Origin of the sequence: Flavobacterium psychrophilum, assembly GCA_001708385.1 — a bacterium.
Classification (GTDB): domain Bacteria; phylum Bacteroidota; class Bacteroidia; order Flavobacteriales; family Flavobacteriaceae; genus Flavobacterium; species Flavobacterium psychrophilum_A.
Map to the genome: position 1 here is coordinate 255,068 of CP012388.1, position 26,902 is coordinate 281,969.

The following is a 26,902-nucleotide window of genomic DNA, read 5'->3' on the forward strand; positions in this document are numbered from 1 at the left end:
TCAACAATGCTGTAGCATCTATTCCATTTCATTATCGTCCTCTTCAGCAGCATCAAAATTGATAGTGTTGTAAGCGGCTTCAGTTAAAGTGATATCAGCTTCTTTTTCTTCAGCCAGAGTTTCATGTAATAAAGCCGCCGCTTCATCCTGTCCTAATGTTTTTGCAAAGGCACAAATTGTACCATACGTTGCAATTTCATAATGTTCTATTTTTTGGGATGCAGCAATTATACCGGCATCACGAACCGGTCCCGGCTCGGTACTTTCCATAATATCCTGGCCTTCTTTAATAAGACCGTCCATAGCTTCACATTTTTTTGCAACTGCTTTTTTGCCAATAAGGTCAAATACTTTTTCAAGTCTGGCAATCTGTTCTTCGGTTACGGTTAAATGCTCGTTTAGTGCATTCACTAAGTTTTCATTAGTAGCATTCTTAGCCATTTTAGGCAATGCTTTTGTCAGTGCTTTTTCTGCCCAGTAAATATCTTTAAGGCAGTCTATGTAAAGTTCTTTTAGTCCATCGGCTGCTGTAGATTTTGCTTTAACCATTCTACCGGTACCTGTAGATGTTTTAGCAGCCGGAGTTTTAGTTGACGTCGCACTCTTAGCTCTTGAAGCTGCAGCTGTCTTCGTTGCTTTTGCTGTAGTTTTTGTTGCTGTTTTCATAATGTTTTCAATTAATTTTGATTAGTTCAAATACTATAAGTAAATTGTTGATTGGATATCAAAATTAGCTGATGATTATATGCCTTAGTGCTAACTAAATCACAAAATAAAATGTTGTAACAATACTTTAACTCACTGTCTTACAGAATACTTAAAATTATTTACAATAATTATAAAATTGTACATTAAATTTATACTTTAATGAAAAAAGCCTTCCCTCCGTTAATAAACGACGATTCTAAAATCCTCATATTAGGAACTATGCCGGGAGAAAAATCACTTGAATTACAGGAATATTATGGGAATAGGGGCAACCAGTTCTGGAAACTATTATTTACTATGTTTGAAATGCCATTATCAAACGATTATGAACACAGGAAATCATTATTAAAAGATAATGCTATTGCAGTGTGGGATGTGCTTGCCTATTGCGAACGCGAGGGGAGTCTCGACAGCAAAATTAAGAGCGAGCAACCAAATGATTTTACTGCATTTTACAAATCTTTTCCCAACCTTAAAAACATTTTGTTTTCAAGTAAAAATGCGGCGGCATATTATGATAAATATATCGGAAGGAGAGAAGATATAGAATATGATATTTTGCCATCTCCAAGCGGGGCGAATGCAACGAAATCATTTACTGAAAAGTTAGCCATATGGTCTGAAAAAATTTTGCCGCTGATTACTAAATAACCAGCGGCAAAATTTTTCATAGCACTTGCTCTTTAAGACATAAAATATCTTCTAAGCCTTCTTTGTTTGTAACTTCTCATAGCATTATTCACAAGAAGTCTCACTTTCATTTTTAAATTCCCCCATTTCATTGTAAAAATCATTATTGGTTTGTGGACGCAATTTCAGTAAATTGAAATCTATTATTTATAAAATTAAGTTAAATGTGAGTTTTTTAACCTATGCAAGGAATATTTATTAATGATATAGTGTTTCGTTTTAGAACATTTATCTTACAAGTTGTAACAATAAACGTAAGTGATTGTAAGTGTAGATGGCAGTATTAAGTTTTATATTTGCATTACAAATCAGATCAATTTATGGGCAGGTGTTTTCTTTTATTGTTTTTGGCAATTAATTGTTATTCTCAAAGTACCAATTTTGGTGTGAGAAACGAAAAACTATTTTGGGAAAATGTGTACATTTCAAATGAAACGAATATCCCGCAACTCCTTAAAAGACATTCTAAGCTTAAGATTGATTCCGCCTCAAAAAATATTTATAAAGGACATGCCACTTTGCTTAAAAACACCTGTGAAGAAGCCTCAGCTTATCTTAATAACGAATTCAATTTTAACTTTGAGATTGAGTTGCGTGAAGGTAAGTATAGGGTAACGATTACGAAACTAGTTTTTAAGAATGGAAAAAATTCAAAGTCTAAAACCACCGGCTCTGAGGTATATTTCATCGAAAATGGACTTGTAAAATCTTCATCGAAGGAAGATCTTGAATGTTTAGAGGCTTATTTTAATCGTATTTTTTCTTTTACTACACTTTATAAAAGCAAGTCATAATAACGCCAGTATTACATTATCGTTATTTCTTTGTGTTTTAACTTTTATTTAAGTTTTTTTTGTAAATTTATGTCAGAACGAACTGAGAGCATGTTCTCTCATATTTTTTATCAATATAATATTTATGAAAAATAGTTAAAACTGAAAGTACTAAACACCTTATAGTCCTTTCTATTCTTTTTTTGATTAATAGTTTAAATCATTGGATTATGAAAGTATTTGGTTTTATTACTTCGGTTATCGTCTTAATGCTGTCGTTGTTTTATATAATTACAGATTTCCCCAACCTGAACAGCTTTGAGGGCTTTGTATACTTCTGCATAGTATCTATACTTATACTTATATGCATAACAGGAATGATTATTAATATTCCATTACGAAACAGAATGCATAAGAAAGCATAAACGCAAACGTACTTTAATAAAAAAAGCAGGATACTTCCTGCCTTATTTTTTATCAGCCATTTATACCTTTTTCTTTCGCATCTTCATGTTAAGAAATTCAACTGCAAGGGAAAATGCAATTGCAAAATAAAGATATCCTTTGGGTACAGCGCCAACGTGCTGCCCTGCAAGTTCTGCCCCGGAAAGATGCATGCTTTCAGTTATCAGCATAAAACCAATAAGTATTAAAAATGCCAATCCTAATATCTGTATGGATGGATTTGCATTCACAAACGTTCCTACAGGTACGGCAAATAACATCATTATACCAACAGATATTACTACAGCTGTTATCATGATGATTAGAGCGCCTTCAAGGCCATTTGTCATGCCTACGGCTGTAAGTATAGAGTCTACAGAAAATATAATATCAATCATAAGTATCTGAAGTATGATAGCTGCAAAAGATTTTTTTACGCCACCGCCCAGTGTCATTTCTTCTTCACCTTTATGATCTACTTTTTCGTGAATTTCTTTAGTACTCTTGTAAATCAGAAATATACCACCGGCAAACAATATTAACGCCTGCCCGGTAAAATCTGCTTTAAACCAATTCCAGTCTACACTGAAAAACGGTTCTTTCATCGCGATAAGGAGTGTGATTCCAAACAATAGTCCGATACGCATGAACATTGCAAGAAATAAACCTATTCGTGTAGCTCTCTTACGATCTTCCGGCGGAAGCTTTCCCGTAACAATAGAGATAAAGATAATATTATCTATACCTAAAACTATCTCAAGAAATGTAAGGGTTAATAGTGCTACCCAGGCATTTGGATTTGAAAATACTTCGAGCATCAGCTTTGTCTTAGTTAAGTTTGGTTACTGTACCTTTTTGTTTGTTATTATCTCCTACAATAGAAAACTCAAAAGTGTATGAATTGTCTTTTGTAGTTAATATTTTCATTTGCACTGCTTTTTCTTCCTGCATATTCTTAGGATGTATCTTTTGCAGTATATATTCACAATCACTTACCCAACGTACAGACGATGTATCTGTTTTACCTTCAAACGTTTCTATTTCAAGGCTGTTAGTACGTTCAAACATAGTGGTTTTCTTCTGACCGTCAATCTCATATTCAAATTTAAACTTCCCTGTCTTAAAATCTTTACAGTTACGTTCGTTATTATAACATGAAGCTAATATAACAAACAATGGAAGTAGTAATAATTTTTTCATTATTTCTCGCGATTATTAAGTTTGCCCAGTTCGGTATCAATAAAGTTTCTTTTTCCTTTTTCCACAGAAAACTTATCTGTATTATAGCTTGAAGATCTGTTTTTAGGAATGGAAAGGCTGGACCAGGATTCGGTTTTTAAAAGTTTAGCGTAAAATACCATCTGACCTACATGATAAGGATAGTGTGCCAGTTGCCTGTTTATAGCTTCAACTACGGTGTGGCCTTCATTACGTATATAAATAATATCAGTAAGGTTTTCAGATTTTAAATTATCAAGAGTATCAAAAAGGCATTTCCATCCTTCTTCCCATTTATCAAGTAGTGTCTCTTTATCAGTGTACGGATTTTGGAATTCCTCATCTCGATTACGCCATTCTTTTTCACCATCGGTACTTAAAAAATCTGTCCAGCGGGAGAGCATGTTGCCATGAAGATGCTTTACTATTATAGCAATACTATTGGTGTCATCATCGGGTGTATGGAAAAGTTGTTCAGAAGCAAGCTGTTCCATTGCCTTATCGGCCAATGTTTTATAATAAAGAAATTGTTTTCTGATACTTATAAGATAATCATCGGCGATATCCATAGCTAGCTAAATAAACTTTTCATAATAGTTTTTATTCCGAAAAAGACAAGAAATATTGCAATAAGACAAGTAATGATCCCTAAACCCAAAACAGGTATAAACATTGGATGTGCCTGATTCTTAAATGAACTGTGGATAACAACCGGGCCGAGGAAAAATAAGGGCAATGCACCACTTAGGTATTTAATTCCCTTTGCGAGTATCTTTCTATCTGTTGGCATGGGCTTCAATTGCTTTTCTAACGTTTTTATGCTCCTGTAATAATGCAGACGCTTCTTCTTGGGATATGTTAATCTCATCCATTATCATGCGAACACCACGGTCTACAAGTTTATGGTTGCTAAGCTGCATATCTACCATTTTATTGCCTTTTACATGGCCTAATTGTATCATAGATGTTGTAGAAATCATATTCAGCACCAGTTTTTGTGCAGTCCCTGCCTTCATACGGGAACTTCCCGTAACAAATTCAGGTCCTACAACAACTTCAATAGGAAATTTTGATACTTTTGAAAGTGGACTTCCGCTATTGCAGGTTATACATCCGGTGGGAATATTACCTTCATTGCATTTTTCAAGGCCGCCTATTACATAAGGAGTTGTGCCGGATGCAGCAATACCTAAAACAAAATCATTATCGTTGATGTTGTATTCAGACAAGTCTTTCCAGGCTTGTTCACGGTCGTCCTCTGCAAATTCTACAGCTCTTCGTATCGCAGTATCACCACCGGCGATAAGGCCTATAACTAAATCGAAAGGTACCCCGAAAGTAGGAGGACATTCCGATGCATCAACTATACCAAGCCTTCCGCTTGTTCCGGCACCGATATAAAATAAACGACCGCCTTTTTTTAATTGATCAACTACTTTTTCAACCAGTTTTTCAATCTGAGGTAATGCTTTTTCTATTGCAAGTGGTACAGTTTTATCTTCGTTGTTCATGTTATAAAGCAGTTCTGCAACAGGCATCGTTTCGAGGTGATTGTATTTAGAGCTTTGTTCGGTAGTTTTAGTAAACGACATGATTTGGCTTTTACGTAAAGTTAAAGAAAATAGGCCATTATGACCCCCAAAATTATAACCAGAAGCTTAGCGAGATTAAATTTATGGCCTTCACTGCTTTCAAATATTATAGTAGATGATATGTGAAATAGAATACCTACAACTATAGCAGAAATTTCGGTGTAATAATGACTAATAAATTCTAATTGTCCCGATATCAGCGTGCCCAGTGGCGTCATCACGGCAAAGGCAAGCATAAATAACAATATTGCAGGCTTTTTAAGTCCTGAATTTATAAAAAATGCTGTTAGTATAATTGCAATAGGGAAGTGGTGTATAGCAATTCCCCAAGCCATATCTGCATGATGGCTTACAGGCATACCTTCAAGCAATGCATGTATACAAAGGCTGATGAATAATAGCCATGGCATTTTGTGCAGATGCTCATTACCATGAACGTGTACATGCCCGTGCTCGGCACCTTTAGAAAAATACTCAAGTATTATCTGGAAAACAATACCTGCCATTATGAAAATACCTATCGGATTATTATGGTCATGATCATGTCCCTCGTGTGCATGATGTGCACCTTCATAAACTTCAGGCAATAAATGTAAAACTGTAAGAGACAGCAGAAAAGATCCGCTAAATGCAAGTAGCAGTTTAAGGCTTTTTTTATTTGTAGGTTTTAATATAAGTGCAATTCCGTATCCTAAAATAACAGAGAGTAAGGGTAATATATATATCATCATATTACTTAAAGATCATTATTAAACGTTCTGATTCATTTTTAAAGAACTTCTTAAGCTTGTAGTCGCCAAACGTATCTAAGAGATAAATTCCGGATTCTTCCATTTTGCTTTCAAAATCTTCAAGCGTTAGTGCCTGAACTTTTTCTGTGAAATGGAATTGTTCGCCCTTATCTTCAAAATCGATTTCTTTAAAAATATGATTGTCCTTGACGTAACGCTTAATATGGAAATCTATACCATCCACCGTTTTAGTTTCTTCAGGCACCAGATTTTTAATCACTTGGTTTACGTTCATAAAATCGATCACTCCAAAACCATATTCGGTAAGGCTTTCGCAAATAGCTTTAAGGGTTTTTGAGTTATCGCTGTCATTTTCAAAATAACCAAAGCTTGTAAACAGGTTAAAAATAGCGTCAAACTTTTGTTCGAAAGGCTCACGCATGTCATGAACTTCAAAATGAAGTTTGTCGTTACTGTGTTTAGACGCTTCCGCTATACTGTTCTCAGAGAGGTCTGCCCCGGTTACATCATAGCCTAACTGGTTAAGGTAGATGGAATGACGACCTTTTCCGCATGCCAGATCAAGTATTTTGGCATCATCAGGAAGGTTAAGGTATTGTGTAATATTGTCCATAAAGAGCTGTGCCTCTTCATAGTCGCGATCCTTATAAAGTATGTGGTAATAAGGTGTGTCGAACCACGACGCAAACCAGTTCTTATTTTCTTTTTGCATATTCATTGAGTGTACCCGCAAAATTAGTTTATTTTTGCCAAGAATTTGATTCAGGCACATGGAAAATAATTATAAAATGATTGCCAAAACCTTTTTTGGTTTTGAAGAGATACTTGCCAAGGAACTGCAGGTTTTAGGAGCTCAGGAAGTTGAGCAGGGTGTAAGGATGGTAAGTTTTAAAGGAGATAAGGGCTTTATGTATAAAGCAAACCTTGCCTTACGTACTGCCATCAAGATACTTAAGCCAATTTACCATTTCAGGGCTTACAACGAGCAAAGCCTTTATAAAGGTATTCAGGGTATAGATTGGTCAAAATATCTTAATGCAAACCAGTCGTTTGTAATTGATGTTACACTACATTCAGAACAATTTAACCACTCGCAATTTGTGGCTTTAAAAACGAAAGATGCGATTGTAGATCAGTTTAGAGACCGTTATGGCAAGAGGCCAAATATCGATAAAGATTTTCCGGATCTAAGAATAAATATTCATATTCACGATGACCAGTGTTCTGTAGCGTTAGATACTTCAGGTAATTCATTGCACCAAAGGGGATACAAGACAGCGACTAACATAGCCCCAATTAATGAGGTGCTTGCAGCAGGTATGCTGTTGCTTTCAGGTTGGGACGGACAAGGCGACTTTATGGATCCGATGTGTGGATCGGGTACGATACTTGCCGAAGCAGCTATGATTGCATGTAATATTCCGGCTAACATAAACCGTAAAGAGTTTGCTTTTGAAAAGTGGAACGATTGGGATAACGACCTTTTCGATATGATCGTGGATTCATTAATGAAAAAGGTTCGCGAATTCCATTATACTATAAAAGGTTATGATAAAGCACCTTCTGCTGTAATGAAAGCAAAGGATAACATTCAGAACGCTAACCTTGAAGATTATGTTACTATAACGCAGGCTGACTTTTTTACTACCGAAAAAGAAACACGTGGGCCATTACATATGGTATTTAATCCACCCTATGGTGAAAGGCTTGATATCGATCTAGAGCGTTTTTACAGGGAAATAGGCGATACGCTAAAACAAAGCTACCCGGGAACAAATGCATGGTTTATTACTGCTAATCTTGAAGCACTTAAGTTTGTTGGGTTGAAACCTTCGCGAAAAATTAAGCTGTTTAATGGTAAGCTTGAAACGCGTTTTGTAAAATACGAAATGTATGAGGGCAGTAAGAGAACTAAATTTCAACGAGATAATACAGAATCACAAGAAGATAGAGATGAGCAAACAACTTAAATCATTCGTATATAATTTACTTGGGTTTCTTCCCTTTTATGTAATAACATATCTGCTACTGCATAATTTTACAGATGTACAGGGGTTTTGGAAGCCACTTATAGCTGCAGTTGTAACAACAATATTAGCGCCGAAATTTCAAATGGTGAAATATCAGGGAGAAGAAAAAATCTTTATGAAATGGCTCTTTTTTAAAAATGTGAAAGAAGTTAAATAATTTTAAATAACCATATTTTTTGGATACTGTTTTTGATTAAGTTTGCGTCATAAAACAAATCAATCAACATGAAGAAAATTTATTTAATTATTGCAGCATTGGCGCTGACAACTGCTGCTGACGCACAGACGAAAGGCAGTATAGAGTTTGGTTTTAATACCGGTTACAGTATGTCAACCGTTAGCGATGATGACGATTACGCAGAAACGAACCAAACATTTAATATTGGTGCTTCTGCAGATTTTTATTTTTCAGATCGCTGGAGTATTAAAGTAAAAGCGATATATGATAGAAAGGGGTGGGATAAAGATTTTTTGACCGATATTAATGGAAATCTTATTCGTACAGATATAAACCTAGATTATATTACTGTGCCTGTTATGGCGAACTGGCATTTTGGAAGCAAAAGAAACTGGTACCTGAATTTTGGACCTTATGTTGGTTTCCTTATGAGTGCTAAAGAAACTACTTTCGATACAGATATCAAAGATGGTTTTAATACTACAGATGCCGGACTTGCTTTTGGTATAGGTGTAAAAATACCAATTGGTGACAAGCTTAAATTATTCTTTGAATATGACGGCCAGTATGGCTTTAGTGAGGTATTAAAAAATAATGACTTCGACAGGATAACCGGATCCAGGGATGCCATTAACATTGGATTGAATTTTTTACTATAATATAAAACGGAGGCTATCGCCTCCGTTTTTAGTTACATTCTTTTAAATCCGTTTATCCAGCGTTTGTTTTCATAAAGGGTAGAGCGGCTTATCCTGCTATCGGGATTTTTAGTAGCCTCCTTAAGGTAGCCTTTTATCGTATTGTATATCTGCTCCGGCATTTGCTGGTTGATTGTCACTTTACGTATGATATTTATAGGGATATCAATTTCAAAGAAATCCATTTTATCATTGGTTTCATAGATTACTCTATATTCTTCTTCACAACGATATGGCCAGCGTTTCGTGAAAGGCATGGCGTCAATATCTACTTTGTTCTTTTCAATATCCGGTAATTTTCTGTAGGTTACTTTATCGTGTTTTAAACCGGGGATCTTATCTAATAAGGCCAGGAGTTTCTTAGCATCAAATTCAATCACACAGCCACTAGGTCCGTTAGAATACGTTTTCCAGTGATGAATGGTTTCATCATCATGGGAAAAACACAATGCAAACAGATTGGTAATACCTTTACGCGATTTATAATCCAGGATAATTTCAGAATCATTCCGGTCCTCCCAAAGTTTAGGGTTTAGCAAGGTGAGTTTCTTACGCTCCAGCATATCTAAAAGGATAGGCAGGGTAGTAAAGCGGTTAAGTTTTTGAATTTCAGTCATAATAGATAATAAAAAAACGGAGGCTTAAAGCCTCCGTCAATGATATTACTTTTTTAGATAAGTATCAAAATAATCTGCAATTTTTTGGTTCAGGTGAATTCTGTCTTTTCCGCGAACATTATGTTCATGGTTAGGATATAAGAAGTAGTCAACCTGTTTACCTGCTGCGATACATGCATTGATAAACTCCATGCTGTGCTGCTGCACAACTACATTATCCTGAGCTCCATGAATTACCAGAAGTCTTCCTTTTAATTGTTTCGCTTTGTCAATAATGTTTGTTTTAGCGTAACCTTCAGGGTTTTCCTGAGGCGTATCCATGTAACGCTCTCCGTACATTATTTCGTAATATTTCCAGTCGCACACGGGGCCTCCGGCAACACCAACTTTAAAAGTGTCAGCTTGGTCAAGCATTAACGAAGATGTCATAAATCCGCCAAAACTCCATCCTGAAACTCCTATTCTTTCGTTATCTACAAAAGCCTGAGATTTAAGATATTCAACACCTTTCATTTGGTCGGCCATTTCGTTCACACCAAGATTACGGTGAACAACATGTTCAAAATCACGTCCACGGGCATCAGAACCTCTGTTGTCAAGAGTAAATACAACATATCCCTGCTGTGCCAGGTAGTAATCAAATAAAGATGCTCCACCTAACCAATCATTTGTAACAAGTTGCGCGTGTGGGCCTCCGTAAACGTAAACGATTACCGGATACTTTTTGTTGGCATCAAAGTTAGCAGGATAAATCATCCTTCCGTTAAGTGGCGTTTTGCCATCGGCAGAGGTAATTGTAACCAGTTCCATTTTAGGTAAAACCGTTTTACCATCATATGGATTATCTGCTTTAAAAAGTGTATTCTCTTTTTTTGTTTTGATGTCAACAATTATTGCATTGTTGGGAGTTTTAGTATTACTGAACATATCTAGCGCAAGCGAACCGTCAGAATTTACAATGGCAGTATGTGTACCGCTCATAGATGTAACCGGAACGGTTTTTCCTGATTTAAGTTCTACTTTATAAAGTTGCCTTTCAAGTCCGTTGTTTGCAGTACCAATGTAGAACGAATTTTTTGCATCGGCATCAAAGCCTGAAAATTCAGTGATTACCACATCCTGATATCCCAGTTTTTTTAGCTGTTTACCATCGGTATTGTAGTGGTATAATTGTTCAAACCCATCTTTTTCAGATCGGTATAAAAACTCATTATTCTTACCGGGTATAAAAGTTAGATCATGAAGCGGCTCTACATATGTAGGTGCTTTTTCTTCAAATAATGTCTTTTCAAAGTTCCCCGTAACTGCGTCATAACGGTTTAATTTCAGGTCATTTTGTTCCCTGTTCAATACACCTACGTAAACTTTTTTACCGTCAGGCGACCAGGTAACACAAGTTAAAAACTGCTCTTTTGGCCCTTCAGTTTTTAAAGTAACCGATTTGCCTGAAGCTACATCGTATACCACAAGTGTAACTTCTTCACTCTTCATACCCGCCATTGGGTATTTTATGTCTTTATTAGAAGCTATACGCTCATTCCAGTTCGTCAACGGATAGTTGGCAACCATAGTTTCGTCTTTGCGATAAAACAAAAGTTTGTCACTGTTAGGACTCCACCACATGCCCTTATTAATACCAAATTCCTGACGGTGAACATAATCGCTACCGTTTACAATCCCTTTATCGGCATCGTTTGTAACGTTTATATCTTTTCCGTTTTGTGTAACGACAATATTATTCTCTTTAAGCCATGCAGCGGCAGTACCATTTGGAGATAGTGTTTGTTGAGTAGCGTCCTGAGATACAGCTATAGCACTTTTAACTTCTTTTTTATCGGCATCAAAAAGAACCAAGTAGGTTTTGTCTTTTCCGTTCACTTCAAATGCAAGGGTATTTTTGTCATTCCATTTGTAGGTATATGGGAAAATTTGGAGTTCAAAAGTATCGGAAGGGAATTTTGCTTTTAGCGCAGCCGCAAGTTCTGTTTTAGATATAAGCGTAGTTTCAGCCCACTGGCTTTCTGCACTTCTAGCAACAAGGTTAGAATAGGTATTATCTAAATAGGTTATTGTTTTAGCATCTTTTCTCCATGATGGAGCGACAAGTGTTTTTGGAGCATAAACCTGATACTGGCCAAAAGTAGCTTCCTGAACGGTAAGATTTTTTTGTGCTGTTGCAGCCATTCCCGATACAAGGAATAACCATACTAGTTTTTTCATGTGTTTGTTATTAGAGTGGCGAATTTAACTAAACTATAAATTATGCCGAAATATTAATACGTTAATTAGTAGCAAAGTGTAAGTTTTAGTTACAAAAAAATCCGTTTCTTAATTAGAAACGGATTTATAATAGTCAATTCAGTTTGTTTATAATGTTGCTCCCGCTTGAAGAACACCAACATCAACCATGCATTTTTTCATCATTTGATAGGTTCTTTCAATGTCATTATCAAGCCCGATAGAGAAACGGATAAGCCCGTCGGTAAGACCCATTTCTATTTGTTCATCCATTGGTATCTCGCTGGAAGTGGAAGTTCCCGGCGCGCTGAACAACGTTTTATAGAACCCAAGGCTCACTGCAAGATAACCAAGGTTACGGTGCTGCATCAGTTCCATTAGTTCATTTGCCTTATCAAGTGTACCAACATCCAGGGTCATCATGCCTCCAAAACCGTATTCAGGATTTATCATGCTTTTGTATAATTCATGACTTGGGTGACTTTTAAGTCCGGGATAAACCGTTTTAAGCCCATCTTTTTCAAAACGTTCAGCCAGGTATAGAGCATTGTGACTGTGTTGTTTCATTCGTATATGCAACGTACGAAGGTTTTTGAGTACGCTTGCAGCACGAAGACTATCCATTGTCGGGCCAAGAAGCATACTAGCACCATCATTTACATTACGAAGTGTGTCTATGAACTCCTGAGTTCCACAGGTAACACCACCTACAGTGTCGCTGCTTCCGTTTATGAATTTAGTAAGACTATGAATAACGATATCTGCACCCATTTTTGCCGGAGCAACAGATAGGGGAGAGAACGTATTATCTACAACCAATTTAAGATTGTGTTTTTTAGCAATTTTTGCCAGACCTTCAATATCGGCAACCTCTAGAAGCGGATTACTTACCGTTTCACAATAGAGTATTTTAGTTGTAGGTGTTATTGCCTCTTCAACAACATCTAATTTGGTGATATCGACAAAAGATGTTTTGATTTGTAATTTGGGCATGAAGTTTTTCATGAAGGCATACGTACCCCCGTAAATAGTTCGGCTTGAAACAATATGATCACCTGCTGCACACAATTGCAAAAGTACCGGTGTTATCGCTCCCATACCTGAAGCTGCAACATTGGCAGATTCAGTACCTTCCATTGCGGCAAGTGCCTGCCCTAAGTAAAGATTACTCGGCGAAGAGTGCCTTGAGTAAAGGTAACATCCTTCTGCATTACCTTCAAAAGTATCGAACATTGTTTTTGCCGAAAGAAAGGTATAGGTAGACGAATCTGAGATTGATGGGTTAACGCCTCCAAACTCTCCGAAATATTGTAAATCCTGTATTTTATCCGCGGGATTGAATTCCATGACTAAATTTTTAAAATTACTTACTAACTTTTTATAGATTTTATTCTTAACAAATAGAAATATTTACGGTTTAAAAATCAATAATAATGAAGTATATTAGATTATAAATCTATATATTTGGATTTATATAAATAAAATTACATTAAATAACTTCAATTTCCTTGCGATAAAAGAAAATTTCACGGCAAAGTATGGATATAACCGACAGAAAACTGCTTATGCTACTACAGCAGGATAGCACTAAAACAACAAAAGAACTATCTTTGAAACTCAACCTTTCGGTTACGGCAATTTATGAACGTATCAAAAAACTGGAACGGGAAGGGATAATAAATAAATATGTTGCAATTGTTGATCAAAAAATGATCGATAAGAATTTTGTAGTATTTTGCCATCTCAAACTTATTCAGCACACAAAAGAATATCTTACCCGTTTTGAACTGGAAGTTACCAAACTGGATGAAGTTTTAGAATGTTATCATGTGAGTGGCGATTACGATTATATATTAAAGATATATGTAAAAGATATGGAAGCCTATCGTGAGTTTATGGTAACAAAATTGACAACGTTGCAACATATAGGGAGTACTCATAGTACTTTTATGATAGGGGAAGTTAAGAATACAAATGTTATTGTTCTGTAATGAAGCAATAAATGTTTGGCTATATTTGAAAAAATAAAAACGTAAAGTATGAGTAAAAAATATGTTTTATTACTATTAGTGATACAATCTATGTTATCTGCATTCGCTCAAAAAGCGCCAAAGGTAAAAGTAGAACAGGGTACTTTAGAAGGTATTACATTAGCGTCGGGCATACGGACTTTTAGAGGAATTCCATTTGCTGAACCGCCTGTTGGCGAATTAAGATGGAAAGCCCCTCAGCCACCTAAAAGTTGGGAAGGTGTTCGTAAAGCCGATGTTTTTGGCAATAATGCCATGCAAAAACCTGTTTATGGCGATATGAATTTCCGTGCACCAAAAATGAGTGAAGATTGCCTATACCTTAACGTGTGGACACCTGCTAAAAGCCCAAATGAAAAACTTCCGGTAATGGTCTACTTTTATGGTGGCGGTTTTGTTGCCGGAGATGGTTCTGAAAACCGTTATGATGGACAGAGCTTAGCACAAAAAGGAATTGTTACAGTTACTTTGAATTATAGGTTGGGTGTTTTCGGATTCTTTTCGCATCCTGAACTGACTAAAGAATCACCCAATAATGCATCAGGAAATTATGGATTATTGGATCAGAACGCTGCATTGGTATGGGTTAAAAAAAACATAGTGGCATTTGGAGGTGATCCTGATAAAATTACTATCGCCGGAGAATCAGCAGGTTCAATATCTGTATCTGCACAAATGGTTTCACCACTTTCCAAAGATCTTATTGCGGGCGCTATTGGGGAAAGCGGTGCGATGATCAACCCGACGCTGGATGCTATTCCGCTCGCAGAAAATGAAAAACAAGGCACAGCATTCGCTGAAAAAGTAAAAGTCGGTACAATTGAAGCACTTCGTTCTTTACCTGCTGAAACGATTTTAGAAGAGGCTTCAAAACCGGGAGCCTTTAATACCAGAGCAACTATAGATGGTTATTTTCTAACTAAACTGCCGTCAGAATCATTCGCGGCGGGAGAGCAGGCTAAAATTCCATTGCTTGTAGGCTGGACATCGGCTGAGATTCCTTACACAGCATTCATGAAGGGGCAATATCCAAGTGTTCAGAATTATAATAAGAGAATAAAAGAAACTTATAAAGACAAAGCCGAAAAAGTACTAAAGTTATATCCTGCTAAAACTGAAAAAGAGGTGGTTGAATCTGCTACAGCATTAGCCAGTGATGGCTTTATTGTTTACAGTACGTGGAAATGGGCAGAATTACATAGGACAACTGTTAAAGAACCTACTTACGTGTATATTTTCGCAAGGGCACGCCCCACAATGAAGGCTGAAATGGGTAATGCTAAAGCAGGACTGGCAGGTGGTATTATTAAAGGTGATGAAAAAAAAGAAAAAAATACAATGCCTGAACCTTTAAAAGGTGCAGCGCATGCGTCTGATATTGAGTATGCTTTAGGTAATCTTGAAACAAATACAGTGTATAATTGGAGTACAGACGATTATAAAGTTTCGGAATATAATTTGGAATACTTTGCTAATTTCATAAAAACAGGAAATCCTAACGGAAAGAATATGCCGGACTGGCCTGTAAATAAACCGGAAGGTGAGATGGATATAATGACAATTGATCTGGATCTAAAAGCGTCGAAAGAGAAGCATAGAGACAGATACATCTTTCTTGATAAAGAGTTTTCTGTTAAGAAATAATTATTTATGAGATATTAAATGTAACATATTAAAAGGGGAATGTAATTTCCTCTTTTTTATTTATACCATATAAATCTTAATGCCTAAATTTGCCTTACAAAATAAAAATCACACAAAAAGATATATACTATGAGTTCATTTGACGTAGTCGTTATAGGTTCGGGACCCGGTGGATATGTAGCAGCAATCCGTTGCGCACAATTGGGTTTTAATACTGCAATTATTGAAAAATACCCAACTTTGGGCGGTACCTGCCTTAACGTGGGATGTATACCTTCTAAAGCATTACTGGATTCATCGCACCATTACCATGACGCTACTAAACACTTTAAAGAACATGGTATTGATATTGCCGGCGAAATTAAAGTAAACATTGAGCAGATGATTGCCCGTAAACAAGGTGTTGTTGAGCAAAATGTTGTTGGTATTAAATACCTTATGGACAAAAACAAAATTACTGTTTTCGAAGGTGTAGGTTCTTTTGAAGATGCTACACATATTAAGGTAACTAAAAATGATGGTGCTTCTGAAACTATCGAAGCTAAAAACACTATCATAGCTACAGGCTCTAAACCATCGTCACTTCCTTTTATTAAAATCGACAAAGAAAAAATAATTACTTCTACTGAGGCACTTAAGCTTAAAGAAGTACCTAAACACCTTATCGTTATTGGTGGTGGTGTTATTGGTCTTGAGCTTGGTCAGGTTTATCTTCGCCTTGGTGCTCAGGTGTCTGTAGTAGAATACCTTGACAGGATCATTCCGGGTATGGATGCAGGTCTTTCTAAAGAGCTTACGAAAGTTCTTAAGAAACAGGGAATGAAATTCTACACTTCACACAAAGTGAAATCGGTAGAGAGAAGTGGAGAAGGTGTTCAGGTTCAGGCTGAAAACGCTAAGGGAGAAACGATCACTCTTGATGGAGATTACTCACTAGTGTCTGTAGGCCGTCGTCCTTACACTGACGGACTTAACGCTGAAGCTGCCGGAGTAAAAGTTACAGAAAGAGGCCAGATTGAAGTAAATGATCATTTACAGACAAGCGCTTCTAACATTTACGCTATTGGTGATGTTATTAAAGGTGCTATGCTTGCGCACAAAGCGGAAGAAGAAGGTGTATTTGTTGCTGAAACCTTAGCAGGACAAAAACCTCACATTGATTATAATCTTATTCCGGGTGTTGTTTACACATGGCCGGAAGTTGCTGCTGTTGGTAAAACAGAGGAACAACTTAAAGAAGCTGGTGTCGAGTACAAATCAGGAAGTTTCCCTTTCAAAGCTTTAGGACGTTCTCGTGCCAGTATGGATACTGACGGTTTTGTGAAAATCCTTGCTGATGCCAAAACTGACGAGGTTCTTGGTATACACATGATAGGTGCACGAACTGCCGACCTTATTGCTGAGGCTGTAACTGCAATGGAATTTAAAGCGTCTGCTGAAGATATTTCAAGAATGTCACACGCTCACCCTACCTATGCCGAGGCAGTTAAAGAAGCTGCTCTTGCTGCCACTGATAACAGGGCGATACACATTTAATATACTGTATTAAATTATAAAGTTTATAACAAACCCATTCCGCAAGGAGTGGGTTTTGTATTTAGTTGTATTGTATGTACTTTTGAAGTATTAAATAATTGCTTTGAGAACTTCCCGTATCCTTACTATAAATAATACCGATCAGTATAAAAAACAATTGCTACACTGGGCACAACAGTATAGAGAAGTTGTGTTTCTCGATAGTAATAGTTACGATCAGAAATATACATCGTATGATGCAGTATTAGCTGTTGATGCATTGACCTCTATTAAAACGGATTATCACAACGCGTTTGAGGATCTTAAAGCCTATCAGCAAATTACAAAAGACTGGCTTTTCGGCTGTCTTTCATATGATTTGAAGAACGATACCGAAGATTTACAGTCAGCAAATTTTGACGGACTGGGTTTTCCTGACCTGTTTTTCTTTCAGCCTAAAAAGTTATTCCTGCTTAAAGGAGATCAACTGGAAGTCAAATATCTAAATATGTGTGATGATGAATTGGAAGAAGACCTTGATGCAATTATAAACTTCCAACAGCAGTCAACTACTAAGCAACAGTCATTAACCATACAGCAGAGAATATCTAAGGAAAGCTATCTTGACAAGGCAGGCCAGATGCTCGAGCATATTCATAGAGGTGATATTTACGAAGCCAATTTTTGTATGGAATTCTATGCCGAAAATGCGGTTATCAATCCGGTTGAAATGTATGGAAAGCTGAATTTAATATCGGAGCCTCCCTTTGCTGTATATTTAAAAAATCATAAACACTATCTAATGTCAGCATCACCGGAACGTTATATACGTAAAGAAGGTGATAAGATAATTTCGCAACCCGTTAAAGGAACAGCGAGAAGGAGTGAGAATCCGGTAGAAGATAACGCCATTCGGCAGGAACTATATAAAAATGAGAAAGAACGCTCTGAGAACATAATGATCGTAGATCTTGTTCGTAATGACTTATCGAGGACTGCAACAAAGGGCTCGGTGGAAGTTGAGGAACTTTGTGGTGCCTATGCATTTAAACAAGTACATCATCTTATTTCGACGGTTGTTTCAAAAGTAGAAGAAGGTAATTCTCTTGTTGATGTTTTAAAAACAACCTTTCCAATGGGAAGTATGACTGGCGCACCTAAAATATCAGCCATGCAAATTATTGAAAAGTTGGAAGAAACTAAACGTGGTCTTTATAGTGGGGCAGTGGGGTATTTTACACCTGAAGGTGATTTCGACTTTAATGTTGTCATTAGAAGTATACTTTATAATCAGGAAAATAATTATGTATCTTTTTCAGTAGGCAGCGCTATAACTTCTAAAGCAATTCCCGAAATGGAATATGAAGAATGCTTACTTAAGGCAAGAGCTATGAGAAGTGTATTAGAGGTGTAAATTTGCGAACAATTCACTAACTTTGAATATGCTTTCAGAATTAAAAGAACATCTTAAAAATAACCTTCCCTTTTTAAAAGAAAAAAAACTGCTTATCGCCGTTAGTGGCGGGATAGATAGTGTGGTTTTAGTTCATCTTTTAAAACAGCTTGATTACGATATTACTATAGCACATTGTAACTTTAACCTTCGTGGTTCAGAGAGCGATGGCGATGAAGCATTCATAAGAAATTACGCCTCTGAAAATGGAATTAAAATTTTAGTAACCAGCTTTAAAACAAAGAGTTTCGCTAAAGATAATAAACTATCCATTCAGGTAGCTGCAAGGCAATTAAGGTACGTTTGGTTTGACCAATTACTGGAAGAATATAGTCTTGATTACCTGTTAACAGCGCATCATCTTGATGACAATATAGAAACATTCCTTATTAATTTTACGCGTGGCACAGGTGTTGAAGGACTAACCGGAATTCCCCAGCAAAATGATAGGATTGTACGTCCACTGCTTCCTTTTACCAGAAATCAAATAGAGTTTTACGCGAAGAAAAACAATATACAATGGAGAGAAGACAGCAGCAATGCATCTGGCAAATACCTTCGTAACAAACTGCGTCATGATATCGTGCCGAAACTAAAATCTTTAAATCCGGCTTTTACAGATTCATTTCAGCAAACACTGCAAAATTTGCAGCAAACAGCTTCGTTGGCGCATGATGCTGCCATCTTAGTGTATCAGCAGGTAGTTTCGGAAAAAGAAGGGCAAAAACACATAAGCATTGAACAATTAAAGCGTTTACCTAATTACAAAGCGTATTTATACCAGTGGCTAACCTCTTTTGGATTTACCGCCTGGGATGATATTTATGCATTAGTAGATGCTCAATCAGGTAAACAGGTATATTCTCAGGGTTATAGATTACTAAAAGACAGGGAGATGCTAATTTTAGAGCCTTTAAAGCCTGCTGATAGACAGGTCTATGAAATTAAAGAAGGAATAACAGAAATAACTGAACCTTTAGCAATGAAGTTTGAATTAACGAATCAGATTTCGACAGATTCCACAAAAAACACTGTTTTTGTTAATAATAACTTAATAAAATTTCCTTTATTTGTACGTAAATGGCAGGAAGGTGATTATTTTTACCCTCTTGGTATGAACGGACAGAAAAAGAAGGTTTCTAAATACTTTAAAGATGAGAAATTATCTTTATCTGAAAAAGAAGATACATGGCTATTATGTTCGGGAAATGAGATAGTTTGGGTTATAGGCAGGCGTGCTGATAATCGTTATAAGATACGCAATACAACAGACACAATATTAAAAATAGAAGTTTTATAAAATGAAAAAAGCGGGCTTATTATTCTTTTTTTTATTTGCTTTTTTAACCCTTCAGGCACAGCCTCCGGGAGCTAATTTTAAAGATCCGGTAAAATGGACATCAAAAATTGAAAAGAAATCGGATACAGAATATGTATTGGTATTTGATGCTACTATAGAGGATAAGTGGCATATGTATTCTCAGTTTAGCGATGAGAATGGTGCGCTTCCGATGGAAGTTATCTTTAACAATGACAAAGGAAATTTTGAAGCGGTTGGTAAAGCTGAGGAAAGCAAAACTGAAAAAGCTTTTAATGATACTTTTGGTGTTGAAGAAACATTCTGGAGCCATAATGCACAATTAAGACAAACTGTAAAAATTACAAATGCAGCCAATAGCGTCGTTCAGGTTGAGCTTGCTTATCAGGTTTGTAAAGAAGTTTGTATACAAGGAAGCAACCTGTTTGAATTTGATACTAAAGCTTTAACCTCTAAAGAGGTAAAAAATTTCGAGGCTGCATCTCCTGCTGCTGTTGAAAAAAAAAAAGCTGATACAAGCTCAGTAGACTCGCCGAAAAAAGAAGAGCAAAAGGGACTTTTTTCTATCTTTTTTCTAGCGTTTATTTCTGGTTTTGCCGCACTGCTAACACCATGTGTATTCCCAATGATCCCTATGACTGTTAGCTTTTTTACAAAGCAAAGTAAAAATAAAGCAGCCGGTATACGAAATGCATTCATTTATGGTATTTCAATCATCATCATATATGTATTGTTAGGATCGCTTGTAACCGCTATTTTTGGTGCAGATTCTCTTAACGCATTGTCTACCAATGTATGGTTTAATATAGTATTTTTTGTGCTTCTTGTCGTATTTGCTTCTTCGTTTCTTGGTGCGTTTGAAATTATGCTACCAAACTCATGGGCAAATAAAGTTGACAGACAGGCCGATAGAGGTGGTATTGTAGGTATTTTGTTCATGGCTTTGGCTTTAGCAATTGTATCTTTCTCATGTACGGGTCCCATAGTGGGAACATTATTGGTTGAGGCGGCTTCTAAAGGAGGTATTGCACCTATAGTTGGGATGTTTGGATTCTCTTTAGCCCTAGCGTTGCCTTTTATGTTATTTGCAATGTTTCCGGGCTGGCTTAATGGACTTCCAAAATCAGGCGGATGGCTTAATACAGTTAAAGTGTTTTTAGGGTTTCTTGAACTTGCATTAGCATTTAAATTTCTCTCTAATGCCGATTTAGTATTACAATTACATTTACTCGAAAGAGAAACTTTCCTGGCAATATGGATTGCAATATTCGGAACAATGGCGTTATATCTTTTTGGAAAAATAACATTACCGCATGATACTCCGGGTGGGTTTATATCTGTCGGAAGACTTTCGTTAGGATTAATAGTTCTTTCTTTCACAGTATATCTTATACCTGGATTATGGGGTGCTCCTTTGAAACTTATCAGCGGATTCCCACCACCATTAAATTATAGCGAATCACCGTTTGGTTTTGGAGGATCAAACTCTGTAAAGACAGGAGATGGTGCGCTGCCAGAAGGTGCTAAACTTGCAGCGCATGGTATTGTTGCTTTTGAGGATTATGATAAAGGACTTGCTTATGCTAAAGAGGCAGGTAAACCAGTTTTACTTGACTTTACGGGCTATGCTTGTGTAAACTGTCGCAAAATGGAGGATTATGTATGGTCTGATGAACGTGTGCTTTCTATTTTAAAAGAAGAAGTGGTTTTGATTTCACTATATGTAGATTATAAAAAAGAGTTACCTGCTTCAGAACAAAAAATATCAGAAACTACAGGGAAAATGATCAAGACAGTTGGTAACAAATGGAGTGATCTTCAAATAAAAAAATACAAAACAAATTCACAGCCTTACTATGTACTGATGAATCTTGAAGAGGAAAATCTCAATGAGCCGGTCGGCTATACTCCGGATATCGAAGAATATCAGGAGTGGTTAACTTCAGGTATAGCCAACTTTAAAAAATAAAACAAAGGTCTTCAAATTTGAAGGCCTTTGTTTTTAAATATCATTTATAAGTTTTCGGGCTGTAGTTTGAACCGGGTCCCAGACAGGGGAGAACGGCGGTGCATAGGACAAATCTAAGTCAATAATATTTTGTAGTGTGAGATTATGAGTAAGAGCAGTCGCTAATACGTCTATGCGCTTGGCTGCGCCTTCTTCACCGATTATTTGACCTCCTAATAATCGTCCGCTATTTTTTTCCGCTAAAAGCTTTACAGTTATATCTTTCGCGTTTGGATAATAATGTGCCCTGGTTTTACTTTTTGTTGTTCCTGTAATGTATTCTATCCCTAATTCTTTAAGTTCTCTTTCTAATAAACCTGTGCGTGCTACCTCATAACTGCATATTTTGCAAACGGCCGTACTCACCGATCCCGGAAAAGTAGTTTTCTCACCGGCAATACTGCTGCCGGCAACTAGGCCTGTCTTATTAGCTACGGTTCCCATAGCTATATACATATGTTTGTGACTAACCAGGTTTAATGTTTCGGTACAATCACCTGCAGCCCATACATCTTCAACATTTGTTTGTAATTGTCCATTTACTTTAATCGCTCCCTTTACACCTAGTTCAATTCCAGAGTCTTTTAGGAATTCTGTGTTAGGAGAAGTTCCCATTCCAAATACCACAATATCAGCAGGTATAATTTGTTTGTTTGTAACAACTGCCTTAATAGTTTTGCTATCCATTTCAAAGGCAGTAAGCTCTTCTTCGCAATATAGTTTTACCCCTAAGTTTCGAATGGCGTCAGATACCATAGCTCCCATATCAGGGTCAAGTGTATTCATTACCTGCTTACCGCGGTTAATAAGTGTTACGTTTAATCCTCTAATTAGTAAGGCTTCTGCCATTTCAAGGCCAATATAACCTCCGCCAACGATTACGGCATTTTTAGGCTTTTGCTCCTCAATAAAATTTTCAATGTTGATGCCACTTTTAAGTGTAGTAACACCAAAAGCATTATCGGCATCATGACCGTCTATATTTGGGCAATACGACTTTCCACCTGTAGCAATAAGAAGCTGACGGTAATCCTGCCAAATTTCCTTATTCTTGACTTTGTCAAGTACTTTGATACGTTTATTGGCTGTATCAACCTTTAGTACTAAATGCTGAGTACGCACATCTATATTATATTTAGAGCGAAAAGTTTCAGGACTGCGTACAACAAGTTCATCAGCCGACTTTACAGTCTCAGAAATAAAATACGGAATTCCGCATGCAGAATAAGAAGTGTAACTGGATTTTTCGAAAACTATAATTTCTTTATCGGGTAATTCGCGCCTTACTTTAGATGCTGCTGTCATTCCGGCTGCATCGCCGCCAATTATTACTAAAGTACTGTTATTGCTCGTTGTCATATATTTTAATTCGTTTTTGTACCGTCCTGGCAGATATCCCATGTATGATAACTGAGAAAAATATTGTGGCGGTTGTTATAGCAAAAAGTTTGTTTGAGTTTTCAAAATTGGCGGCCTCAAGTGCATATACCAAATAGAATATTGAGCCGATACCCCGCATACCATAAAATGAAAGTACAAATTTCTGGAAACGGCTTAATCCTGTATTAACTAACGACAAATATCCTGCGAGAGGGCGGACAATCAGCACCATACCTAAAGATACCAATAATATATCCGGTTTAAAAAATATATCGTAATGAAAAGAGATAAATATACCGATAGTAATAAAAATTATGGCGACTACAAAACTTTCCAGTTCTTCATTAAAATCGTGGAGGCTATTCATGTGTTCCTGGTTTTTTTCGCAACTGCTAAACATGCATGCAGATAAAAACACAGCAATAAACCCGTAACCACCTATTACCTCTGTAATTGCATAAGGAAGTAAAAGTAATGCTACAGATAATATGCCTCTGCTAATCCTCTCTACAGTTCTATCATTGCTTATCGAGAAAACCAAATGATATAGTAACCATCCTGATGCAAGACCTATTATGGTTCCGATTGCAATTTTTATTAGGAAGTAATGTAGAAACCATTCTCCTGCCCAGTCCTGAAAATCCAATCCTTTTTGATAAGCAAAAATGGCAAAAAATGTAAATGGGAATGCTAGTCCGTCGTTAATACCGGCTTCGGAAGTAAGTCCTAAGCGGCTTAAAGATGTATCTCTTTTTCCTGGTTCTGATGTTTGTAATTCAGAAGCCAGAACAGGATCGGTAGGTGAGATCAATGCCCCAAATAACATTGCAGTTGCGGGTGCCATTCCTAATATCCACCAACCTAAAAATGAAGCAGCCACAATTGTAAGAGGCATTGTTATGACCAGCAGTCGAATGGAATACTTCCAGGTTCGCCATTTAAACGGTTCTTTTATACGTAGTCCTGCATTCATCAATGCAACAAGTATAACAAATTCAGTTATATGTTTTATCGTAGAAAGGTGTTCCAAAGGATGGAACTCATGTTTATGGTAAATTATATATACAATAACACCAATCACTATGTATGCAATAGGGGCAGAGAGATGTTTACGCCTTAAAAGCACAGGGATAATTGAAGCAAATAAAGCTATGAAACCCGCTATGAGGAGTAAAATAATATAGTTATCAATTTTAAAGTATTCGATCATTAAGTTGTAAAAAAATTAGCCAAAACGTTGCGTGTTTTGGCTAGGTATTATAATTAGGTTTAGGTGGTCTTATAAAATATGCTGACTAAGGATAACATAGACTTCGTTGATGTTGTTATCCTTGCCGAATTGTTTTTTAATTGGTTGTACCTCGCCGCGTATCCATATTTTTAATTCTGCATCAAGGTCAAGCAACCCCGCACTTTCTTTAGAAAATTTAGTAATGCTGTGGTATGGAATAGACTGATAATCGACTTTAGATCCTGTAAGTCCCTGTTTATCTACAAGTATGAGTCTTTTGTTTGTAAATACGAACATATCCCTGATTAGCTTGAAAGCTTTTTCTATAGTTTCACCCGGAATGAGCATTGGCTGAAATTCGCCCTGCACTTTTTCGATATTTACCTCAGAAGCATTGCCTAGAATGGCGTTAAATAGTCCCATAAATTGTTTGTTAGGTGATTTAAATTTTATTAAAATTAAGCAGATATTTTGTATTATGAAAATTAAAGGATTTAATTTTAAACGTATTTTAAGAGTTACGCTAAAATTTCTTATTTTCGATCTATAATAATCTTACAATTTATATACGCCATTCAAATTAAAAGTACATGCTGATAAAAGTTTTTGGAAGCGCCGTTTTTGGCGTGGAAGCCACTACAATTACTGTAGAGGTAAATATCGATAAAGGGGTAGGCTACCATTTGGTAGGACTACCTGATAATGCCATTAAAGAAAGTAGCTACCGTATTGCGGCGGCTTTAAAAAATAATGGTTACCAATTACCCGGTAAAAAAATTACTATAAACATGGCACCGGCCGATTTACGAAAAGAAGGCTCTGCTTACGATCTTACACTTGCTGTAGGGATCTTGGCTGCTTCAGGGCAGATATCGTCTGACGAGGTAGATAAATACGTAATTATGGGGGAGTTATCACTAGATGGTAGTCTGCAACCCATAAGAGGCGCACTGCCTATAGCAATTAAGGCAAGGGAAGAAGGTTTTAAAGGTTTTTTTCTGCCGAAACAAAATGTAAAGGAAGCTGCAATTGTAGATGGGCTTGAAGTATATGGAGTTGAAAATGTGGTTGAAGTTATTGATTTCCTTGAGGGAAGGGGAGACCTGAAGCCCACAATTTTCAATACACGAGAAGAATTTTACAAAACGCTCGATTTTCCAGAATTTGACTTTAGTGATGTAAAAGGGCAGGAGTCAATAAAACGCTGCATGGAAATTGCAGCTGCGGGTGGACATAACATTATACTTATAGGTCCGCCGGGCTCCGGTAAAACAATGCTCGCAAAAAGGCTGCCAAGTATTTTACCTCCAATGACGCTTAAAGAAGCACTTGAAACCACGAAAATACATAGTGTTGTTGGAAAAGTAAAGGAAGCTGGTCTTATGAATCAGCGTCCCTTCAGAAATCCTCATCATACTATAAGTGATGTGGCCTTAGTTGGAGGTGGAAGTTTTCCACAACCGGGAGAAATAAGCATGGCACACAACGGTGTTTTGTTTTTAGATGAATTACCTGAATTTAAACGCAGTGTGCTTGAAGTTATGCGTCAACCCCTGGAAGATAGGGAAGTAACAATTTCCAGATCTAAATTTACGGTTACTTATCCATCGTCATTTATGCTTGTAGCAAGTATGAATCCGAGTCCTGGAGGCTATTTTAACGATCCGGATGCCCCGGTGAGTTCTTCTCCGCATGAAATGCAGCGTTATCTTAGTAAAATATCAGGCCCTTTATTAGACAGAATCGATATTCACATTGAAGTTACACCTGTTCCTTTCGAAAAGCTTTCTGAAAAACAGAAGGCAGAAAGCAGTGTAGAAATTCGTCAGAGAGTGACTACTGCCCGTGAGGTGCAAACAAATCGCTTTGCTCATTTAGATTCCATTCACTATAATGCACAGATGAATACCAAGCAGATTCGCCAATACTGTGAACTGGACGACACATCATTGCAACTTTTAAAAACGGCTATGGAAAGGCTTAACCTTTCAGCGCGTGCTTACGACAGGATTCTAAAGGTATCCCGAACTATAGCGGATCTGGACGGATCGGAAAATGTACAGCAACAACATATTGCTGAGGCGATTCAATATAGAAGCCTTGACAGAGAAGGTTGGTTGGGATAAAATTTATAACAAATAGACAAAAAAACATATTATGGTAAAACCACAACTTGAAGAACTATTCAATAGCATGCCTGCGATAGTTCAGGAAAAATTAAAGCCTGTATTGGAAAATATTCTTGAGAGGGCAGAAGATCTTGATGCATTAGGAATCGACCATGAAGATTACGATGAAGAGCATGATCTTATTCGTAAAGAGGTAAATAAAGTAAAATACCTTAACGATCAGTGGCAAATAATGAATTCAAAAAAGAATAACTAA

Annotated in this window: 28 protein-coding genes; 14 read left to right on the plus strand and 14 right to left on the minus strand. The window is 36.7% G+C overall.

What is annotated here, in order from left to right:
- Nucleotides 1-18 precede the first annotated feature (18 nt).
- A complete protein-coding gene (locus ALW18_01130; protein AOE54265.1) occupies nt 19-549 on the minus strand; it encodes a hypothetical protein in 531 nt (176 codons plus the stop codon).
- A 318-nt stretch (nt 550-867) separates the two neighbouring features.
- On the opposite strand from ALW18_01130, the gene ALW18_01135 reads away from it, so the two are divergent.
- The 3 genes from ALW18_01135 to ALW18_01145 all read left to right on the plus strand — a co-directional run bounded on the left by ALW18_01135 (nt 868) and on the right by ALW18_01145 (nt 2,596).
- Nucleotides 868-1,359: a DNA glycosylase gene (locus tag ALW18_01135; GenBank protein ID AOE51245.1), complete on the plus strand. Its 492-nt coding sequence runs from the start codon at nt 868-870 to the stop codon at nt 1,357-1,359.
- A gap of 359 nt (nt 1,360-1,718) precedes the next feature.
- Nucleotides 1,719-2,192, plus strand: coding sequence for a hypothetical protein (locus tag ALW18_01140; GenBank protein ID AOE51246.1), 474 nt, complete (start codon nt 1,719-1,721; stop codon nt 2,190-2,192).
- A gap of 209 nt (nt 2,193-2,401) precedes the next feature.
- A complete protein-coding gene (locus ALW18_01145; GenBank protein AOE51247.1) occupies nt 2,402-2,596 on the plus strand; it encodes a hypothetical protein in 195 nt (64 codons plus the stop codon).
- A 60-nt stretch (nt 2,597-2,656) separates the two neighbouring features.
- Here ALW18_01145 and ALW18_01150 read toward each other — a convergent pair whose 3' ends face one another.
- From ALW18_01150 to ALW18_01180, 7 genes are read right to left on the minus strand one after another with little or no spacing between them, the layout of a single operon-like run.
- Nucleotides 2,657-3,433 carry a hypothetical protein gene (locus ALW18_01150; protein AOE51248.1) on the minus strand — a complete coding sequence of 259 codons (777 nt, stop codon included), beginning with the start codon at nt 3,431-3,433 and terminating at the stop codon, nt 2,657-2,659.
- A 10-nt stretch (nt 3,434-3,443) separates the two neighbouring features.
- A complete protein-coding gene (locus tag ALW18_01155; protein ID AOE51249.1) occupies nt 3,444-3,815 on the minus strand; it encodes a DNA topoisomerase IV in 372 nt (123 codons plus the stop codon).
- Entirely contained in the window at nt 3,815-4,402 is a 588-nt protein-coding gene (locus ALW18_01160) for a hypothetical protein (protein AOE51250.1), read from the minus strand. Before ALW18_01160 ends, ALW18_01155 begins: the two co-directional genes overlap by 1 nt.
- 2 nt (nt 4,403-4,404) lie before the next feature.
- A complete protein-coding gene (locus ALW18_01165) occupies nt 4,405-4,623 on the minus strand; it encodes a hypothetical protein (GenBank protein ID AOE51251.1) in 219 nt (72 codons plus the stop codon).
- Complete coding sequence (locus tag ALW18_01170) at nt 4,610-5,425, minus strand: N-acetylmuramic acid-6-phosphate etherase (protein ID AOE51252.1); 816 nt, start codon at nt 5,423-5,425, stop codon at nt 4,610-4,612. Before ALW18_01170 ends, ALW18_01165 begins: the two co-directional genes overlap by 14 nt.
- A gap of 20 nt (nt 5,426-5,445) precedes the next feature.
- Nucleotides 5,446-6,153 carry a ZIP family metal transporter gene (locus tag ALW18_01175; protein ID AOE54266.1) on the minus strand — a complete coding sequence of 236 codons (708 nt, stop codon included), beginning with the start codon at nt 6,151-6,153 and terminating at the stop codon, nt 5,446-5,448.
- Nucleotides 6,154-6,157: 4 nt separating this feature from the next.
- The gene (locus ALW18_01180; GenBank protein AOE54267.1) at nt 6,158-6,889 is read right to left on the minus strand and encodes a methyltransferase; all 732 of its coding nucleotides are present in this window, start codon (nt 6,887-6,889) and stop codon (nt 6,158-6,160) included.
- 58 nt (nt 6,890-6,947) lie between these two features.
- Here ALW18_01180 and ALW18_01185 point away from each other — a divergent pair, with 58 nt between their 5' ends.
- The 3 genes from ALW18_01185 (at nt 6,948) to ALW18_01195 (ending at nt 9,044) form a co-directional block, all read left to right on the plus strand.
- A complete protein-coding gene (locus ALW18_01185) occupies nt 6,948-8,147 on the plus strand; it encodes a DNA methylase (GenBank protein ID AOE51253.1) in 1,200 nt (399 codons plus the stop codon).
- Complete coding sequence (locus ALW18_01190) at nt 8,131-8,364, plus strand: hypothetical protein (protein AOE51254.1); 234 nt, start codon at nt 8,131-8,133, stop codon at nt 8,362-8,364. Before ALW18_01185 ends, ALW18_01190 begins: the two co-directional genes overlap by 17 nt.
- A 68-nt stretch (nt 8,365-8,432) precedes the next feature.
- A complete protein-coding gene (locus tag ALW18_01195) occupies nt 8,433-9,044 on the plus strand; it encodes a hypothetical protein (GenBank protein AOE51255.1) in 612 nt (203 codons plus the stop codon).
- Nucleotides 9,045-9,076: 32 nt separating this feature from the next.
- Here ALW18_01195 and ALW18_01200 read toward each other — a convergent pair whose 3' ends face one another.
- The 3 genes from ALW18_01200 to ALW18_01210 all read right to left on the minus strand — a co-directional run bounded on the left by ALW18_01200 (nt 9,077) and on the right by ALW18_01210 (nt 13,285).
- On the minus strand, nt 9,077-9,700 hold the full coding sequence (locus ALW18_01200; GenBank protein ID AOE51256.1) for a hypothetical protein: 624 nt from the start codon (nt 9,698-9,700) through the stop codon (nt 9,077-9,079).
- Nucleotides 9,701-9,745: 45 nt separating this feature from the next.
- The gene (locus ALW18_01205) at nt 9,746-11,920 is read right to left on the minus strand and encodes a peptidase (protein ID AOE51257.1); all 2,175 of its coding nucleotides are present in this window, start codon (nt 11,918-11,920) and stop codon (nt 9,746-9,748) included.
- A gap of 147 nt (nt 11,921-12,067) precedes the next feature.
- Nucleotides 12,068-13,285, minus strand: a complete 1,218-nt coding sequence (locus ALW18_01210; protein ID AOE51258.1) for a cystathionine beta-lyase — start codon at nt 13,283-13,285, stop codon at nt 12,068-12,070.
- Nucleotides 13,286-13,476: 191 nt separating this feature from the next.
- Here ALW18_01210 and ALW18_01215 point away from each other — a divergent pair, with 191 nt between their 5' ends.
- The 6 genes from ALW18_01215 to ALW18_01240 all read left to right on the plus strand — a co-directional run bounded on the left by ALW18_01215 (nt 13,477) and on the right by ALW18_01240 (nt 21,867).
- A complete protein-coding gene (locus ALW18_01215; GenBank protein ID AOE51259.1) occupies nt 13,477-13,929 on the plus strand; it encodes an AsnC family transcriptional regulator in 453 nt (150 codons plus the stop codon).
- Between the two features lie 48 nt (nt 13,930-13,977).
- Nucleotides 13,978-15,612, plus strand: coding sequence for a carboxylesterase (locus tag ALW18_01220; protein AOE51260.1), 1,635 nt, complete (start codon nt 13,978-13,980; stop codon nt 15,610-15,612).
- 129 nt (nt 15,613-15,741) lie between these two features.
- A complete protein-coding gene (locus ALW18_01225; protein ID AOE51261.1) occupies nt 15,742-17,148 on the plus strand; it encodes a dihydrolipoamide dehydrogenase in 1,407 nt (468 codons plus the stop codon).
- 103 nt (nt 17,149-17,251) lie between these two features.
- Nucleotides 17,252-18,541, plus strand: a complete 1,290-nt coding sequence (locus tag ALW18_01230; GenBank protein AOE51262.1) for an aminobenzoate synthetase — start codon at nt 17,252-17,254, stop codon at nt 18,539-18,541.
- 28 nt (nt 18,542-18,569) lie between these two features.
- The gene (locus tag ALW18_01235) at nt 18,570-19,880 is read left to right on the plus strand and encodes a potassium ABC transporter ATPase (GenBank protein AOE51263.1); all 1,311 of its coding nucleotides are present in this window, start codon (nt 18,570-18,572) and stop codon (nt 19,878-19,880) included.
- A gap of 1 nt (nt 19,881) precedes the next feature.
- Nucleotides 19,882-21,867: a disulfide bond formation protein DsbD gene (locus ALW18_01240; protein ID AOE51264.1), complete on the plus strand. Its 1,986-nt coding sequence runs from the start codon at nt 19,882-19,884 to the stop codon at nt 21,865-21,867.
- Nucleotides 21,868-21,900: 33 nt separating this feature from the next.
- Here ALW18_01240 and ALW18_01245 read toward each other — a convergent pair whose 3' ends face one another.
- From ALW18_01245 to ALW18_01255, 3 genes are all read right to left on the minus strand, one after another.
- Complete coding sequence (locus tag ALW18_01245) at nt 21,901-23,265, minus strand: flavoprotein oxidoreductase (GenBank protein AOE51265.1); 1,365 nt, start codon at nt 23,263-23,265, stop codon at nt 21,901-21,903.
- Entirely contained in the window at nt 23,249-24,496 is a 1,248-nt protein-coding gene (locus ALW18_01250) for a hypothetical protein (protein AOE51266.1), read from the minus strand. Before ALW18_01250 ends, ALW18_01245 begins: the two co-directional genes overlap by 17 nt.
- A 69-nt stretch (nt 24,497-24,565) precedes the next feature.
- On the minus strand, nt 24,566-24,940 hold the full coding sequence (locus ALW18_01255) for a helicase (protein AOE51267.1): 375 nt from the start codon (nt 24,938-24,940) through the stop codon (nt 24,566-24,568).
- A 167-nt stretch (nt 24,941-25,107) separates the two neighbouring features.
- Between ALW18_01255 and ALW18_01260 the strand changes: the two genes are divergently transcribed.
- Both ALW18_01260 and ALW18_01265 read left to right on the plus strand, forming a co-directional pair.
- Nucleotides 25,108-26,643 carry a magnesium chelatase gene (locus ALW18_01260; protein ID AOE51268.1) on the plus strand — a complete coding sequence of 512 codons (1,536 nt, stop codon included), beginning with the start codon at nt 25,108-25,110 and terminating at the stop codon, nt 26,641-26,643.
- 31 nt (nt 26,644-26,674) lie between these two features.
- Nucleotides 26,675-26,902, plus strand: a complete 228-nt coding sequence (locus tag ALW18_01265) for a hypothetical protein (GenBank protein AOE51269.1) — start codon at nt 26,675-26,677, stop codon at nt 26,900-26,902.